General features: G+C 71.2%; 13 protein-coding genes. 5 read left to right on the plus strand and 8 right to left on the minus strand.

The features are described 5' to 3' along the window. Nucleotides 1–6: 6 nt before the first annotated feature. From ABZV93_RS19320 to fdxA, 3 genes are all read right to left on the minus strand, one after another. Nucleotides 7–1,296, minus strand: a complete 1,290-nt coding sequence (locus tag ABZV93_RS19320) for a citrate synthase (RefSeq protein WP_354937764.1) — start codon at nt 1,294–1,296, stop codon at nt 7–9. 252 nt (nt 1,297–1,548) lie between these two features. Continuing rightward, entirely contained in the window at nt 1,549–2,652 is a 1,104-nt protein-coding gene (gene dapC, locus ABZV93_RS19325) for a succinyldiaminopimelate transaminase (RefSeq protein ID WP_354937767.1), read from the minus strand. Nucleotides 2,653–2,713: 61 nt separating this feature from the next. Continuing rightward, nucleotides 2,714–3,040 (minus strand): ferredoxin, encoded by a 327-nt coding sequence (gene fdxA / locus ABZV93_RS19330; protein WP_354937770.1) that lies wholly within the window; start codon nt 3,038–3,040, stop codon nt 2,714–2,716. 79 nt (nt 3,041–3,119) lie between these two features. On the opposite strand from fdxA, the gene ABZV93_RS19335 reads away from it, so the two are divergent. Continuing rightward, on the plus strand, nt 3,120–4,190 hold the full coding sequence (locus ABZV93_RS19335) for a GNAT family N-acetyltransferase (protein ID WP_354937773.1): 1,071 nt from the start codon (nt 3,120–3,122) through the stop codon (nt 4,188–4,190). Between the two features lie 42 nt (nt 4,191–4,232). Here the strand turns inward: ABZV93_RS19335 and ABZV93_RS19340 are convergent, their stop codons facing one another. The 4 genes from ABZV93_RS19340 to mshB form a co-directional block, all read right to left on the minus strand. Beyond that, the gene (locus tag ABZV93_RS19340; RefSeq protein ID WP_354937776.1) at nt 4,233–6,101 is read right to left on the minus strand and encodes a VanW family protein; all 1,869 of its coding nucleotides are present in this window, start codon (nt 6,099–6,101) and stop codon (nt 4,233–4,235) included. 259 nt (nt 6,102–6,360) lie between these two features. After that, nucleotides 6,361–6,939 (minus strand): flavin reductase family protein, encoded by a 579-nt coding sequence (locus ABZV93_RS19345; protein WP_354937779.1) that lies wholly within the window; start codon nt 6,937–6,939, stop codon nt 6,361–6,363. After that, complete coding sequence (locus tag ABZV93_RS19350; RefSeq protein ID WP_354937782.1) at nt 6,929–7,363, minus strand: hypothetical protein; 435 nt, start codon at nt 7,361–7,363, stop codon at nt 6,929–6,931. Before ABZV93_RS19350 ends, ABZV93_RS19345 begins: the two co-directional genes overlap by 11 nt. Nucleotides 7,364–7,392: 29 nt before the next feature. After that, entirely contained in the window at nt 7,393–8,280 is an 888-nt protein-coding gene (mshB, locus tag ABZV93_RS19355) for an N-acetyl-1-D-myo-inositol-2-amino-2-deoxy-alpha-D-glucopyranoside deacetylase (protein WP_354937784.1), read from the minus strand. A 64-nt stretch (nt 8,281–8,344) separates the two neighbouring features. Between mshB and ABZV93_RS19360 the strand changes: the two genes are divergently transcribed. Next, complete coding sequence (locus tag ABZV93_RS19360) at nt 8,345–10,486, plus strand: prolyl oligopeptidase family serine peptidase (RefSeq protein WP_354937786.1); 2,142 nt, start codon at nt 8,345–8,347, stop codon at nt 10,484–10,486. Nucleotides 10,487–10,544: 58 nt separating this feature from the next. On the opposite strand, the gene ABZV93_RS19365 is transcribed toward ABZV93_RS19360, so the two are convergent. Next, nucleotides 10,545–12,665: a GxGYxYP domain-containing protein gene (locus ABZV93_RS19365; RefSeq protein ID WP_354937789.1), complete on the minus strand. Its 2,121-nt coding sequence runs from the start codon at nt 12,663–12,665 to the stop codon at nt 10,545–10,547. 455 nt (nt 12,666–13,120) lie between these two features. Between ABZV93_RS19365 and ABZV93_RS19370 the strand changes: the two genes are divergently transcribed. Genes ABZV93_RS19370 through ABZV93_RS19380 form a run of 3 tightly spaced genes read left to right on the plus strand, consistent with a single transcriptional unit; the run spans nt 13,121 to nt 16,513 of the window. Then, a complete protein-coding gene (locus ABZV93_RS19370; RefSeq protein WP_354937792.1) occupies nt 13,121–13,915 on the plus strand; it encodes a hypothetical protein in 795 nt (264 codons plus the stop codon). Between the two features lie 19 nt (nt 13,916–13,934). Continuing rightward, nucleotides 13,935–15,749, plus strand: coding sequence for a fumarate reductase/succinate dehydrogenase flavoprotein subunit (locus tag ABZV93_RS19375; protein WP_354937795.1), 1,815 nt, complete (start codon nt 13,935–13,937; stop codon nt 15,747–15,749). Beyond that, nucleotides 15,749–16,513, plus strand: a complete 765-nt coding sequence (locus ABZV93_RS19380; protein WP_354937798.1) for a succinate dehydrogenase/fumarate reductase iron-sulfur subunit — start codon at nt 15,749–15,751, stop codon at nt 16,511–16,513. The genes ABZV93_RS19375 and ABZV93_RS19380 overlap by 1 nt, the downstream gene beginning before the upstream one ends. Nucleotides 16,514–16,575: the final 62 nt, after the last annotated feature.

A 16,575-nucleotide genomic window follows, 5' to 3' on the forward strand; every position in this document is an offset into this window, starting at 1 on the left:
ACTCGGCTACCGCTGCTCCATCCCGACGAAGGACCGCTCGCGCTCGCCGGTGTAGACCTGCCGGGGGCGGCCGATCTTGTTCGCCGGGTCGACGACCATCTCCCGCCACTGGGCGATCCAGCCGGGCAGTCGGCCGAGGGCGAACAGCACCGTGAACATCTGGGTGGGGAAGCCCATGGCGCGGTAGATCAGGCCGGTGTAGAAGTCGACGTTCGGGTAGAGCTTGCGCTCGACGAAGTAGTCGTCATTGAGCGCGACGTCCTCCAGCTGCTTGGCGATGTCCAGCAGCTGGTCGGACTTGCCGAGCCGGTCCAGCACGTCGTCGGCGGTCTTCTTCACGATCGCCGCACGCGGGTCGTAGTTCTTGTAGACCCGGTGCCCGAAGCCCATCAGCCGGACGCCCTTCTCCCGGCTCTTCACCCGCTCGACGAAGTTGGCGACGTCACCGCCCTCGGCGACGATCTGCTCCAGCATCGACAGGACGGCGGAGTTGGCGCCGCCGTGCCGCGGGCCGGACAGCGCGTGGATGCCGGAGGAGATCGAGGCGAACAGGTTGGCCTGGCTGGAACCCACCAGCCGCACGGTCGAGGTGGAGCAGTTCTGCTCGTGGTCGGCGTGCAGGATGAACAGCAGGTCGAGCGCCTCGGCCACTGCGGGGTCGACCTCGTACGGCTCGGCCGGCAGCCCGAAGGTCATCCGGAGGAAGTTCTCGATGTAGCCGAGGGAGTTGTCGGGGTACAGGAACGGCTGCCCGACGGTCTTCTTGTACGCGTACGCCGCGATGGTCGGCAGCTTGGCCAGCAGGCGGACGGTGGAGATCTCCACCGACTCGGCGTCCGCCGGGTCGAGGTTGTCCTGGTAGAAGGTCGACAGCGCGCTCACGGCCGAGGACAGGACCGGCATCGGGTGCGCGTCGCGGGGGAAGCCGTCGAAGAACCGCTTGAGGTCCTCGTCCAGCAGGGTGTGCCGGCGGACGTTCTCGGCGAAGTCGTCGTACTGCGCCTGCGTGGGGAGTTCGCCGTAGATCAGGAGGTACGACACCTCCAGGAAGTTGCTCTTCTCGGCGAGCTCGGCGATCGGGTAGCCGCGGTACCGCAGAATCCCGGCATCGCCGTCGATGTAGGTGATGGCCGACGTGCAGGCACCCGTGTTCACATAACCCGGGTCGAGAGTGACATGCCCGGTCTGCTTCAGCAGCGCCGAGATGTCCACGCCCGAAGCACCTTCGCTCGCGGCCACGACCGGGAGTTCGACCTCACCGTTCGCGTGCTTCAGCGTGAATTGTTGGTCGGTCACGCTCGTGTCCTCCGTCCTGCCCTGTTTCGGCCCGGCGCGGGACGACACCGGCCGTGGAGGGAGTCGGGTCGTACCGTCCCGACGGGACGGCCGAAGCCGCCCAGTCTCAACTGTCGTCCCAACGAACGACGCCCGTCCCACATCTCCACGACTTGCGAGCCTTCGCCGGTCGGCCGGGCTCGCGTGTCGGCATCCTCCGCATTTGCTGTCAGGTCACTCCCCAGGATTGTGGGGAGATCGGTAAACCTCGGGTCACCCGCGATCGCGCGTGCCCCGCAGACGGCTCGCCGCGGCGGTGACCCTTTCGTCAGTCGCGGTGAACGCTACCCGGACATGCCGGGCACCCGCCGTTCCGTAGAAATCACCGGGGGTGACCAGAATGCCCAGTTCCGCACACCACCGTACGGTGTCCATGCAGGGCTCCCCACGCGTGGCCCAGAGGTACAACGACCCCTCGGAGTGGTCGACCTCGAACCCCGCAGCGGTGAACGCCTCGCGCAGGACCTCACGCCTGGCGGCGTACCTCGCCCGCTGCTCGTCGACGTGGGTGTCGTCGGACAGGGCCGCGATCATCGCCGCCTGGACAGGGGCCGGCACCATCATCCCGGCGTGCTTCCGTACGGCCAGAAGCTCTTGCACACAAGCGGAATCGCCGGTGACGAAGCCCGCGCGGTAGCCGGCGAGATTGGACCGCTTGGACAGCGAGTGGACGGCCAGCAGGTTGTCGTGGCTGCCGCCGCACACCTCCGGGTCGAGGACCGACACCGGATGCTCGTCCCAGCCGAACTCCGCGTAGCACTCGTCGGAGGCGACGAGCACGTTCCGCTCCCGCGCCCAGGCGACGACCTTGGCCAGGTGAGCGGCGGGCAGGATGCGGCCGGTGGGGTTGGAAGGTGAGTTGAGCCACACGAGTTTGACCTGCTCCGGCCCCAACGCGAACGTCGAGTCGGCCGGAACGACGGTGCAACCGGCGATCTGGGCACCCACGGCGTACGTCGGGTAGGCCGTCTCCGGGATCACCACCACGTCGCCGGGACCCAGGCCGAGCATGGTCGGCAGCCAGGCGACGAACTCCTTCGAGCCCACGGTCGGGAGCACGGCGTCCGGGTCGAGGCCGGACAGGCCGAACCGGCGTTCCAGGTAGCCGACCGCGGCCTCCCGGAGCCTGGGCGTGCCGTAGGTCTGCGGATAGCCCGGAGCGTCGGCGGCGTCGCACAGGGCGGCGCGGACGACCTCCGGGGTGGGGTCGACGGGAGTGCCGACGGAAAGGTCGACGATGCCGTCCTGATGGGCGGCGGCGCGTTCTTTGTCGGGAATCAGTCGATCCCAGGGAAAGTCCGGGAGCGGACTTCGCACGGTGCCCCTCTCGCTCGCCTCGTCGGGGGCCCCACCGCACCTGGCGGAGCCCCCGCGGATGTCACTCCTCGGTGTTCTGCGGCGGCAGGGCCGCGACGAGCGGGTGGTCCTTCTCGATCACCCCGGTCTTGGCGGCGCCGCCAGGCGAGCCGAGATCGTCGAAGAAGTCGACGTTCGCCGCGTAGTAATCCTTCCACTGGTCGGGCACATCGTCCTCGTAGAAGATCGCCTCGACCGGGCAGACCGGCTCACACGCACCGCAGTCGACACACTCGTCCGGGTGGATGTAGAGCATGCGCTTGCCCTCGTAGATGCAGTCGACGGGGCATTCGTCCACACACGCCCTGTCCTTCAGGTCCACACACGGCTGTGCGATGACGTAGGTCACCGGGTTCCTCCTCTGTCGAACTGACCCTCCTAGTATCGCCAGGTCGGTACAACCGGTGACAACGAAGGGTCCATTTACGGTGCCACTCTCCCCCTCCGACGTCGGCCACCGGGTCGTCGTCCGCCGCCGGCTCGGCGTCGAGCACGGCCGTACGGTCTACGGCGACGTCCTCGGCGTGCTCGAGTCGTGGGCCGGCGGACGGCTGTCCCTGCGGCGCCGCGACGGCGAGCTCGTCGAGGTGGCCGAGGACGACGTGGTGGCGGGGAAGCCGGTTCCGGCCGCGCCTGCACGCCGTCCGCGGCGCGGCCCGCCGGACGCTGAAGTGGCTGATCCGGCTGATCACCCCGATCCTGCTGATCCCGCCGACCCGGCCGGGGACGCGCCGGAGAGCGGGGCGGCACTGGCGCTGGTCGCCGCGTGGGGCTGGCCCGCGACCGTGACCGAGCGGCTCGGCGGGTGGCTGCTGCAGGCGGCGGACGGCTTCACCAGCCGGGCCAACTCGGTCGTGCCCGCGGGCGACCCGGGCTGCTCCCTGGACGACGCGCTGGCCCGGGTGGCCGGGTTCTACGCCGCCGCCGGCCTCCCGTCCCGGATCCAGGTGGTGGTGGGTACGCCGCTGGAGACCGAGCTGGTCGCCCGGGGCTGGCGGCCGCGGGCCAGCGGCAAACGCGGCTTCGACACCACCGACGTACGCGTCGCGCCGTTGGCCGAGGTGCTCTCCCGTAGCGGCGCACCGGCGGTGAAGGTCGGCCTCGGCGGCGAACCGGACCAGGCGTGGCTGGACCTGTACGGCCGATCGGGCCCGGCCGCCCGGAAGGTCGTCGGCGGCGGCGACCACGTCGCTCTCGCCCGGCTCACCGCCAACGCGGTGGACGACTCCGACGGGGCCGGGGACGGGCTGGTGGGGATCGGCCGCGGCGTGGTGACCGGCCGGTGGCTCGGCCTCAGCGCGGTCGAGATCCTGCCGGCGTACCGGCGCCGCGGCCTCGGCCGTGCCGTCCTGGCCGCGCTCGGCACGTGGGGCCGCGACCTGGGCGCGACCTGGGTGTACCTCCAGGTGGCCGCCGACAACACCGGCGCGCTCGCGTTGTACGACCGGCTCGGCTTCCGGCTGGACCACCAGTACCGCTACTACGGCCCGAGCGAGTAGCCCCGGCCGACCGGCGGCAGGCCGGCCCGGCCGCCGCCCGCGTCAGTTGCCGTCGGGCGGCGGCTTCGGGGTCGGCGTCTTGGTGGACGGCGGAGGCGTCGGCGAGGGGCCGCAGGTGACCCGGTCCTCGGGGCTGTAGCGCACGCGGTCCTTCTCGGTCTTCTCCAGCGTGCTGCCGCGGTAGAGCTTGCGGATCACGTCCACGTCGAACCCGCGCACGCCGTCCTGCGGGACGCAGCCGTCCTTGTCGTCGAAGATGATCTTCGGCTCGCGGAAGTTGTAGCGCTTCGAGGTCTCGCCCTTGACCGTCCAGTACTTCGTGCTCCACAGCCGGACGGTGATGCTGCCCTTCTTGCCGGGCGAGCTCCGCTTGTGGACCGCCTGCACGAGCACGCCGTACGGGGTGTCGTTGCGCCACTTCAGGTCGAGGTAGCCCCAGTAGACGGTGGCCTCGCGGCCCACGGGGTAGCGGTCGATGTAGAAGGCGTGCGGGCGGTGCTCGACGTCCTGCATCCCGGCGAAGAAGGCGGCGTTGTACGTCGTGGTGGCCACCTGCGAGACACCGCCGCCGAGGTCCTCGCGCAGCCGGCCGCCCACGATCACGAACCCCTTGGCGAAGCCGTTGGCCTCGGTGCGCTCGCCGACGATGCCGTTCAGGCTGAAGGTCTCGCCGGGCTTGATGAGCCGGTTGTTGATCAGCTCGCCGGCCCGGCCGATGTTGGTGTTGCGGTAGGCGGCGTGCGGGTAGTACGTCGTGAACTCACCGACTACCTGCTTCACCCCGAGGCCCTGGGCGGCCTTGGTGGTGAACTTCGGGTCGGTCGGCTCGGTCCGGACGGTCGCGACCCGTTCCGCCCCGGTCTTCGGCAGCGCGGCCACCACGGCGCGCGCGAGGTTGGCCGGCGGGACGGCCTGGCCCTGCGTGGCGGGCACGACGGTCGGGCGGCCGTTGAAGATCCGTACCGAGGCGTCCTTCGGCTCGATCTGCATGCCCTTCAGCCGGTCGGCGACCCTGCGTTCGAGCACCGTCGCGTCGAGCCTGGGCGTCAGCCGGCCGGACTGGCCCGGCACCATCGTCAGCGCGGCGCCGACCTCGGCCGGTGAGACGTCGAACGACTTGTCGTTGACGCGCACCTTGACCGGCCCGGACATCGCGGGGGTGGCGAACTCCCGCATGGCGCGGCGTACCTCCGCCCGTCCCACCTTGGGCTTCTGCTCCGCGACCGGCAGGTCGATCGGCGCGTCCGTACGCAGGAACTCCTGCTCGATGCGGCCGGCCGACCCCGCGGTGTCCAGCCGGTATCCGACCACCGGTTCGGCGGCCTTCGCCGTGCCGCCGGCGAACGTGATGCCGCCCGGGCTCCCGGCCTTGCGGACCTGCTTGGCGAGCCGGGCGACCGCGGCGTCCAGCCTGGCGTGGTCGACGGTGAGCACGGGCGCGACGTCGCCGCCGCCCCGGAGCGCCCTGGAGACCTCGACCGGGTTGAGGGTGCGGGGGACGTAGACGGCGTCCACGGTCGCGGGCACGTCGAGGGAGAGCCCGGCCTCGGCGGGAGTGAGGGTGTACGTCTTGTCCCGCACGGCAACCCGGAACGAGTGGTCCGCCCTCGGGAGCAGGCGGGTCCGCAGCCGCTGACCGGCCTGGTCGCGGGTGAGCCCGCTGACGTCGACATCACCGACCGAGGTGCCGCGCGGGACGCTGCCGCCGAGGGTGACCGCGAGCAGGGCGTAGCCGCCCAGGAGCACGACGAGGACGCCTACCGCCGCCAGGACGACGACGCGTCCGCGGCTCGGTGTCGACTCCGTGCCGGACTCCGTGCCGGACTCCGTACCGGACTCGGCATCGGGCTGCGCCGAGGGGTACTGGGTCGGCTCAGGCGTCGGCTGACCGGGTTCGCCCGGGTCTCGCACGGCTCCTCCGCGTTGCTGTGGTGCATGGCCGAGCCCGCGCAGGCGGGCCCCTGGTGACAATTCCGCCAAGGGTAGAGGCTGTGGCCCCGCTCCGGCGGGACCGGACCCGGCGCGTTTCCGGTCCGCGTGTCGTTGTGCCGGTTGCCCGGGATGCGTGATTTTGTACGGCGTTCAGGCCATATGGCGTGCAGGCGGTGACACCCGGCCGGGCGTGCGGCTTCCCGCGATGTGTCCGGGTGTCCGGCTCCGCGCGCCGGTTTCAGACCTGGAGCTCGGGGTCGGTCCGGGCCCCGACGGCGTGATAGCCGCCGGCGTAGTAGACGAGCGCCGGTGCCGGGTCGGCCGGGGCGTCGGCGCCGACGACCTCACCGACCACGATCGAGTGGTCGCCGCCGTCGTGCACGGCGACGGTGCGGCACTCCAGCCAGGCCGCGGCGGCCGAGAGGAGGGCCGCTCCGGTGAGCCCGCGGTGCACCGGTATCCCGTCGAGCTGGCCCTGCAGCGGGCGGCCGCGGCGCGCCAGCCGGGAGGCCACCTCGTGGGCGTCGAAGGTCAGCACGGACACGGCCCACGTGCCGGCGGCCAGCACCGCCGGGTGGAACCTCGCGATCTTCTCGACACAGACCAGTACCAGCGGCGGGGAGAGCGAGACGGAGGTGAACGCGCTGGCGGTCATCGCGTGGTCCACTCCGTCCAGGCAGGTGGTGACGACCGTCACCCCGGTGGCGAACCTGGCCATCGTGGAGCGGTACTCGGCCTCGCCGACGGGCGCGAGCGCCCGGTCGTCCGGCCGGTCGCCGACACGGTCCTGGTCGGCGGGCTGATGGTCAGCGGTCACGGTCCCCTCTTCTCGTCGAACCACCGGTCCCCGCGGCACGCGGCCCGCCGGCCCGGGCGTCCCCGGCGCGGCGGTCGCCCCGGCGCAGCACCTGCCAGCCCACCAGGAAGAGGCCGACAAGTACGAATCCCAGGCCGTACCAGTCACCGGCGAGCACCACGTCGCCCTCCGGCCGGGGCCACAGCGCGGCCGCGACCGGCGCGACCCAGCCGAGGGCGGCGGCCACCCCGCCGCCCTTGCCGAGGAGGTACCTGCACTGGGCGAACAGCAGGGCGGCCACCACGAGCGCGAGCACGATGCCGTAGGGCAGCCGGACCCCGAGCACGGTGAGGCTCGCCCGGGAGGCGGCGACGCCACAGGTCCCGGCCACCAGGCCGAGGACCGCGGCGGCGGCCAGTCCGGCCACCCGCGAAAGTGCTGCCACGCCGGGAGCCTACGCGTCTCCCGGAACGATCAGGCCACCCCGGCGAACAGGTCGTTCTCCTGGCCGGTGGCCGGGTCGGCCGGGCCCGGGCGGCCGTGCACCAGGCGGTAGCACTCGGTGCCCCAGACCTGGTTGCCGAGGTTGTTGGACAGCGCGAAGAACGGCCCGTCGACCGCGATCTGGGTGGCGTGCGCCCGCATCGCCGCCAGCTTGCGCTCGACGTGGTGGTTGCCGTCGATGCGAGCCGAGATCAGCTCGTCGGGGACGAACGTCCGCGGCAGCTCGCCGTCGGGGTCCATGCCCTCGAACGCCGTCTCGCCCATGTCGCGCAGCCGGCGCAGCCCCTCGCGCATCATCGACTCCGGCATCGCACCCCAGTAGACCTTCGGGATGCTCCACGCGTCGCCGAGGTCGCGGCGGTACGACGGCGCACCGGCCAGGAAGTGTGCGTAGGTCGCCACCCGGTGGGCCTGGATGTGGTCGGGGTGGCCGTACCCGCCGAACTCGTCGTAGGTGACCAGCACCTGCGGACGAACCTCGCGGATCACCGCCACCAGGTGGTCGGACGCCTCGCACAGGTCGGCCCGCCAGAAACACTCGGGCCGCTCGTTGGCGGGGGTCCCGATCATGCCGGAGTCGCGGTAGCGGCCGACGCCGCCGAGCCAGCGGTGGTCGGTGACACCGAGCTCGGCCATGGCCGCGGCCATTTCCTTCTCCCGGTGGTCTCCGAGGGTGTCGTCGCGGTCGGCGGCCAGGTGGGCGAGCTCGGGGACGAGTACCTCCCCCTCCTCGCCCCTGGTGCAGGTGACGAGGGTGACCTGCGCACCCTCGGCGGCGTACTTCGCCATCGTCACGCCGTTGCCGATGGTCTCGTCGTCCGGATGCGCGTGCACGAGCAGGATTCTGCGGTCTGCCATAGGCCAACCATACGGACCGGCTCCCCCAACACCGCAGGGGTCGGGCATGCCAGGATCGACCTTCGTGACCACACCGCAGCCGCGACCCGCCGAGTCCGCGGGCGCCACCTCCGCCCCGACCTATCCCCGGCTGAACGCCCGTACCCTCCGCTTCACCCTGGGCGCGCCGCGTACGTTCACGATCGCGCCGGACGGAAACCGCGTCGTGTTCCTGCGCGCACCTTCGGGCACCGACCGGGGCATCGAGCTGTGGACCTACGACGTCGCCTCCGGCACCGAGCACCGGGTCGCCGACCCCGCGACCCTGCTCACCGACGGCCAGGAGAACCTCTCCCCGGCCGAACGCGCCCGCCGCGAGCGTTCCCGGGAGGGCGCCGCGGGCATCGTCGGGTACGCCTGCGACCGGGACGTGAGGCACGCCGCGTTCGCGCTGTCGTCCCGGCTGTGGCTGGCCGACCTCGACAGCGGCCGGGTCCGCGAGCTCCCGTCGGTGGCGCCGGTGGTCGACCCGCGCCCGGACCCGACCGGGCGCTACGTCGCGTACGCCTCCAACGCCGGCCTGCGGCTGGTGGACACCCAGGCCTCCGGCGAGACGCCGGAGGAACGCGTGCTGGTCGGCCCGGAACCTGGCGAGACGACGGTCTCCTGGGGCGTGGCGGAGTTCGTCGCGGCCGAGGAGATGGACCGCGTGCGCGGCTACTGGTGGGCGCCGGACGGCACGTCGCTGCTGGCCGAACGCTACGACGAGGCGCCGGTCCCGCAGTGGCACATCGCCAACCCTGCCCAGCCGGACCAGCCGCCGGTCCCGGTGCGCTACCCCGCCGCCGGCACCGGCAACGCCGACGTCTCGCTGTGGCTGGTCGACCTCGCCGGTGAGCGCCGCGAGATCCGCTGGGACGCCGACGCGTACCCCTACCTCGTCGACGTGAGCTGGACGTCGTACGGCCCACCCCTGCTGCGGGTGCTCAGCCGCGACCAGAAGTCCGCGCAGGTGCTGACCGCCGACCTGGCCACCGGGGCGACCACCGCCATCCGCGAGGACAGCGACCCGGCCTGGGTGGAGATCGTCTCCGGTACGCCCCGCTGGCTGCCCGACGGGCGGCTGCTCACCACGGTGGACACCGGCGAGACCCGGCAGCTCGCGTTCGACGGTGAGCCGGTGACGCCGGCCGGCCTGCAGGTGGGCGCCGTCCTCGACCTCGACGCCGACGGTGTCCTGGTCTCGGCCACCACCGAACCCACCGAGCAGCACGTGCTCCGGGTCGGTCTCGACGGCACGGTCACGCCGCTCACGCGCGAGCCGGGCGTGCACCTGGGCCGGGCGGCCGGCGGCACGGTGCTGCTGGTGTCGCAGTCGCTGGACCACGACGGGGCGGTCGTCCGGGTCCTGCGCGGTGGCGCCGAGGCCGGACGGATCGGGTCCCGGCAGGAGAAGCCGCCGTTCACCCCCGACGTCACGCTGCTGCGCCTGGGTCCCCGCGAGCTTCGTACCGCCGTGCTCTTCCCCCGCGACCACACGCCGGGCTCCCGCCGGCTGCCCCTGCTGCTGGACCCGTACGGCGGACCGCACGCGCAGCGGGTGCGCTCGGCGCGGGCGGCGTTCCTCGCCAGCCAGTGGCTCGCCGACCAGGGGTTCTGCGTCGTCGTCGCGGACGGGCGCGGCACACCCAACCGCGGGCCGGCCTGGGAACGCCAGGTGCTGAACGACTTCGTGAGCACCCTCGACGACCAGGTGGAGGTGGTCGAGGAGATCGCCCGGCGCTACCCCGACGACGTCGACCCGGGCCGGGTGGCGATGCGGGGCTGGTCCTACGGCGGCTACCTGTCCGCGCTGGCGGTGATCGCCCGACCGGACGTCTTCCACGCCGCGGTCGCGGGCGCCCCCGTCACCGACTGGCGGCTGTACGACACCTGCTACACCGAGCGCTACCTCGGCCACCCCGACGAGCAGCCCGACGTCTACGCCCGCAACAGCCTGCTCGACTCCGCCGCCGGGCTGGCGCGGCCGCTGCTGCTCATCCACGGCCTGGCCGACGACAACGTCGTGGCCGCGCACACGCTGCGGCTGTCGTCCGCGCTGCTCGCGGCCGGCAAGCGGCACACGGTGCTGCCGCTGATCGGCGTCACGCACATGACGCCGCAGGAGGTCGTGGCGGAGAACCTCCTGCTGCTGGAGCTGGACTTCCTGCGCGAGGCGCTCGGCTGAGCCGAGCCGCGAGACCCGGCCGGCAGAAGCGTTCCGCCGGCCGGGCGCCACGGTTTCGTCAGCCCGCCAGCCCCTTCGCCTGCCGGAGCAGCGTGAAGTAGTGGTCGCCGCGTACGGCGGCGACGTCGTCCCCGAGCTTCGCCCGCACCTGGTCGACGATCCAGACGATGTCGCCCGGGGTGAGGTCCCAGGCCGGTACGCCCACCGCGACGAACACGGGCGCGCTGCCGTCGAAGTCCTCCGCGTTGGCCAGGATCCGGTCCCGCATCACCGCGCGGTCGCCGATGGCAAGCTGGGTCGACACCGGCAGGTCGCCGTCCATCACGGTGGTGTCGCTGCGTACGAACCACATGTTGTAGAAGACGCCGAGCAGGTCGAGGTTGTCGTTGTACGCCGCGGCGGAGGCCTCGGTCAGCGCCGGCCGGTCGTCCAGCGCGTACATCACGTCCAGTCCGGGCCGGTCGAGGTAGGACCGGGTGGCGGCGAGGAACTTCGGCAGCTCCTTCTCCGGCCACAGAGACGGGAAGAAGTAGCCCGGACCGCTCGGCCCGGCGACCAGCGTGTCCGCCGCGGTCGCGGTCGTCAGGTAGTGGCTCATCATCACCGGGGCGACGTCGGCGAGGAGCGGGCTGACCGACCAGTTCAGCGGCACCTTCCCGCGGTCGGGGTGGTCCCACAGCTGCCGCATCCGGTGCTGGTCGTACTGCAGGTTGTCGCCCTCGCTGAAGGTGAACGTGAGGTAGACCTTCTTCGCCGGCTTCGGCGCGGCCGGCACCCGCTGCGGCCGGATGGGCGCGCGCACTCCGCCGAACACCGAGGCGTTCTCCAGGAAGTCCGCGGCCAGCACGTAGACGCCGTGCCGGGACGCGAGCCGCACGCCGTTGAACTCGTCGGTGAACCAGCCGAGGTACGGCGTACCCATGTCGACCGCGGCGAAGATCCGCTCCATCAGCGTGGTCTCCTCCGGGCTGTCGTTGGACGCCAGCCAGAACGGCATCGCCTGGGTGGCCACCGCGTAGTCGCGCAACTGCTGGGAGGCCGGGCGGCGGTCGTCGGAGGAGACGGCGGGCGCGGTCTTGGATGCGAAGACGAGGTACTGGTTCCACATGTCGACCGAGACGACCAGCTTCGAGGTGCCGTCCGGCACGGGCAGCCGGTAGACGAAGTAGTTCGTCCCGTCGGCGAACCGGTGCGCGTCGGTGCCCTCCGACTGCGGCTTGACGGTCGAGCCGCCCTTGTCGAACAGCGCCGCCCGCTCCGCGTCTGTGCCTACGGTGAGGTCGGCGACCACCGTGCCGTCGGCCCGGACGGTGAGCCGGTGCACCGCGGGACCCCACCCGTCGGCCGGCTGGGAGTCGGTGAACCGCAGGTAGACGGCCTCGCCGCCGAGGAACGCCGACAGGTCCAGGTCGTGCACGGCGCGGTTGGAGGAGTCGCGGATCGGCCGGTCCTCGCGTACGACCTCCTGGAAGTCCTTCCAGTTGTCCGGCGGGATCGGGACACTCTGGCCGGGGTTGACGCCGAACAGCACCCGGTGGCTGGTCCGCGGCCACAGGTGCTCGAACGCCCAGGTGGTGGCCGCCAGGTTCGAATCGAACCGGCCGCGCAGGTCGTCCAGCACGGGCAGGTCGTACGGCGCGGCGGTCAGCTTGCCGGCGAGATCGGGGCTGGCGATCACCCCGCCCCGCAGCGCGCCGATCGTGGTGGCCACGTTGACGGTCTCCACCACCTCCGGGTCGTAGACGACGATCCCCTTCGCCCGGTGCAGGTGCCGGTCGAGCACCTGCCAGGGGTCGGTGAACGTGGTGTACGGGACGTGGGTGTCCTTCAGCCAGGTGTCCGCGCCCTCGCTGGGTTTGCCCACGACGACGTAGATGCGGGGCCGCTCGCGGTTCACCAGCCCCTGCAACGTGGTGACCAGCAACTTCACGTCCTCGGCGGTGTCGCCGGCCATCATCAGCGCGTCCAGGTGGCTCGGCCGGGTGAACGCCGGCAACTCCCGCCGCGCCGGCCAGGAGATCCCCTCCGTCTCGCCGGCGTACGCCGGCGAGGGGGCGGCGAGGAAGGCGCCCGCGGCCCCGGCGGCGAGCCCGCCCGCCAGAAAGGCGCGTCGGGACGGGTGGACTCGGGACGGCTGGACTCGGGAGGGCTGGTTTCGGGAGGGTGACGTCCTCGTCATGGCGGCAGCTCCGCGGCTCACGTCCGGGCCACCTCCGGGGACCCCGGGCACACCCGGGTCCGGCTCGGTGGCAGAAGGTGACCGGACACTACCTGTCAGGCACTGGCCGAACGCCCGGCCTGGCCGCTTTTCGCCATGCGTTCGGAGGACGTACGCAGCGTGCGGGCAACCCTCGGAGCCGGAGTGTGGCCGATCACACATTCCGACCTGGCCCCACCGCCCACTATGTGCTGCCGGAAGGGTGCACCATGCCAGACGAAGCTGACTCACGGGTGGCGTCCGTCACATCGGCTCACGGCGTTCCTCCTGACCGGGGGTGACGACCTGGGCGATCACGGTCGCCACGCGTGCGGCAGACTCTCCCCACCCGCACCGTCGGCGTTCGTGCCCGGGCAGCACACCCGGAAGACGCCTCGCCGGCGGCCGGACCGGCACGCGAGAGGATTTGGGCTGAGATGGCAACGGGAGTGTTGGGTCCCGAACGCGCGGACATCGGCAAGGGAACGCTGCGCCAGGACCGCTGGTGGATCTATCCGGCGGTGACCTTCGCGGTGTTCACGGCGTTCGTCGTGTACTCCACCTGGCGCGCGTTCTCCGGCGCCGACTACTACGCCTCGCCGTACCTCTCGCCGTTCTACTCGCCCTGCCTGAGCACCCACTGCGTATCGGGAGCCAGCGACTTCGGCCAGCCGATCGGCTTCCTGCCGGCGTGGTTCTCACCGGCCCTGGTCATCCTGGTCTTCCCGCTGGGCTTCCGGCTCACCTGCTACTACTACCGGAAGGCCTACTACCGCGCCTTCTGGCTGTCGCCGGCCGCGTGCGCGGTGCCCGAGCCGCACAAGAAGTACACCGGTGAGCGGCGGTTCCCGCTGATCCTGCAGAACGTCCACCGCTGGTTCTTCTACGCGGCGTTCCTGATCGGCCTGATCCTCACCTACGACGCGGTGATCGCGTTCCGCAACCCGCAGCACGAGTGGGGCCACATGGGCCTCGGCACCCTGATCCTGCTGGTCAACGTGGTGCTGATCTGGCTCTACACGCTGTCGTGCCACTCCTGCCGGCACATCACCGGCGGCCGGCTGCGCAACTTCTCCAAGCACCCGGTGCGCTACCGCTTCTGGACGTTCGTGTCGAAGCTGAACGGCCACCACGCACGTTTCGCCTGGGCCTCGCTGATCTCGGTCGCGGTGGCGGACTTCTACGTCTACCTGCTGGCGACCGGTGCGATCACCGACGTCCGGTTCTTCTGAGGAGACCGAGGTACATCGCATGAGCACAGTCGAACCCCGCAACACAGGCGAGCGGCACTCCTACGACGTGGTGGTGGTCGGCGCAGGCGGCGCGGGTCTGCGGGCCGCGATCGCCGCCCACGACGCGGGCGCCCGTACGGCCATCGTCTGCAAGTCCCTGCTCGGCAAGGCGCACACGGTGATGGCCGAGGGCGGGATCGCCGCGGCCATGGGCAACGCCTGGCCGGAGGACAACTGGAAGGTGCACTTCCGCGACACCATGCGTGGCGGGAAGATGCTGAACAACTGGCGGATGGCCCAGCTGCACGCCCAGGAGGCGCCCGACCGGGTGCTCGAACTGGAGGAGTGGGGCGCGCTGTTCGACCGTACGAACGACGGGCTGATCTCCCAGCGCGACTTCGGCGGCCACCGCTACGCCCGGCTCGCCCACGTCGGTGACCGCACCGGCCTGGAGATGATCCGCACCCTGCAGCAGCGCGCTGTCGCCCTCGGGATCGACGTGTTCATGGAGTGCACGATCACCGAGATCCTCAAGGACGGCGACCGGGTGGCCGGCGCCTTCGGCTACTGGCGCGAGAGCGGCCGGCTGATCACGTTCGAGGCGCCCTCGGTCGTGCTGGCGACCGGCGGCATCGGCAAGTCGTTCAAGGTGACGTCGAACTCCTGGGAGTACACCGGCGACGGGCACGCGCTGGCGGTGCGGGCGGGCGCGAGCCTGATCAACATGGAGTTCGTGCAGTTCCACCCGACGGGGATGGTGTGGCCGCCGTCGGTGCGCGGGATCCTGGTCACGGAGTCGGTACGCGGTGACGGCGGAGTGCTGAAGAACTCCGAGGGCCGGCGGTTCATGTTCGACTACATCCCGGACTTCTTCAAGGCGGAGACGGCCGACTCCATCGAGGAGGCCGACCGGTGGTACACCGACAAGAAGAACAACCGGCGCCCACCTGAGCTGCTCCCCCGCGACGAGGTGGCCCGGGCCATCAACTCCGAGGTGAAGGCCGGCCGCGGCACCCCGCACGGCGGGATCTACCTCGACATCGCCTCCCGGCGCGACCCGGACTACATCATGCGGCGGCTGCCGTCGATGTACCACCAGTTCAAGGAGCTGGCCGACGTCGACATCACCAAGGAGCCGATGGAGATCGGGCCCACCTGCCACTACGTGATGGGTGGCGTGGAGGTCGACCCGGACACCGCCGTTTCGATCGTGCCCGGGCTGTACGCCGCGGGTGAGGTCGCGGGCGGCATGCACGGCTCCAACCGGCTCGGCGGCAACTCGCTGTCGGACCTGCTGGTGTTCGGCCGCCGGGCGGGCCTGAACGCCGCCTACTACGCCGCGCGCACCCAGGACGCGCCGGTCACCGTCGACGAGGACGCCGTGCAGGCGGCGGCCGACGCGGCGCTGGCGCCGTTCGCGGAGGAGGGCGGCGAGAACCCCTACACCGTCCAGAAGGACCTGCAGGAGGTCATGCACAACCTGGTCGGCATCATCCGCACCGCGGACGAGCTGGAGCAGGCGCTCGGCGAGATCGAGAAGCTGGCCGAACGTGCCCGCCACCTCACGGTGGAGGGCAACCGCCAGTACAACCCGGGCTGGCACCTCGCGATCGACCTGCAGAACATGCTCTGGGTGTCGGAGTGCATCGCGAAGGCGGCGCTGACCCGGACCGAGAGCCGCGGCGGGCACACCCGCGACGACTACCCGATGACGGACCAGGACTGGGGCACGAAGAACATCGTGCTGCGGCGGCACGACGACTCGGTCGAACTCGCGATCCAGCCCCTTCCGCAGATGCCGGCCGAGCTCAAGGCGCTCTTCGAGGAGAAGTGATGGGATACAACCTGTCCATGCGGTTGTGGCGCGGCGACGTCGACGGTGGCGCCCTGGCCGACTTCACCGTCGAGGTCGAGGAGGGCGAGGTCGTCCTCGACGCGATCCACCGGGTCCAGGCAACCCAGGCCGGTGACCTCGCCGTCCGGTGGAACTGCAAGGCCGGCAAGTGCGGCTCGTGCAGCGCGGAGATCAACGGCCGGCCGAAGCTGATGTGCATGACCCGGCTGTCGGAGTACGACCAGTCCGAGACGATCACGGTGACGCCCCTGCGGACGTTCCCGGTGATCAAGGACCTGGTGACCGACGTCTCGTTCAACTACGAGAAGGCCAAGGAGGTCCCGGCGTTCGCGCCGACCGCTCCGGACGCCGACGGCAAGCGGCGGATGGCGCAGGTCGACGTGGAGCGGGGCCAGGAGTTCCGCAAGTGCATCGAGTGCTTCCTGTGCCAGGACACCTGCCACGTGGTGCGTGACCACGAGGAGAACAAGCCGGCGTTCGCGGGGCCGAGGTTCTTCCTGCGGTACGCCGAACTCGACATGCACCCGCTGGACACCAACGATCGGCGCAAGCTGGCCCAGTCGGCCGCCGGCCTGAGCATGTGCAACATCACCAAGTGCTGCACCGAGGTCTGCCCCGAGCACATCAAGATCACCGACAACGCGATCATCCCGATGAAGGAACGCGTCGTCGACCGCAAGTACGACCCGCTGGTCTGGCTGGGTTCGAAGATCTTCCGCCGCGACCAGCGCGAAGAGGTCTGAGGCCGCGCTCGGTACGCCCACCGCTGACGAAGCCGAGGGGCGTGAATTCTTCCGCTGAAGAA

It is taken from the genome of Actinopolymorpha sp. NPDC004070 (assembly GCF_040610475.1).
Taxonomy (GTDB): Bacteria; Actinomycetota; Actinomycetes; order Propionibacteriales; family Actinopolymorphaceae; genus Actinopolymorpha.

Bases quoted from the DNA above. Each gene is read 5' to 3' on its own strand.
- mshB (WP_354937784.1), bottom strand. From the start codon at position 8,280: ATGGCAGACCGCAGAATCCTGCTCGTGCACGCGCATCCGGACGACGAG.
- ABZV93_RS19365 (WP_354937789.1), bottom strand. From the start codon at position 12,665: ATGACGAGGACGTCACCCTCCCGAAACCAGCCCTCCCGAGTCCAGCCG.
- ABZV93_RS19370 (WP_354937792.1), top strand. From the start codon at position 13,121: ATGGCAACGGGAGTGTTGGGTCCCGAACGCGCGGACATCGGCAAGGGA.
- ABZV93_RS19375 (WP_354937795.1), top strand. From the start codon at position 13,935: ATGAGCACAGTCGAACCCCGCAACACAGGCGAGCGGCACTCCTACGAC.
- ABZV93_RS19380 (WP_354937798.1), top strand. From the start codon at position 15,749: ATGGGATACAACCTGTCCATGCGGTTGTGGCGCGGCGACGTCGACGGT.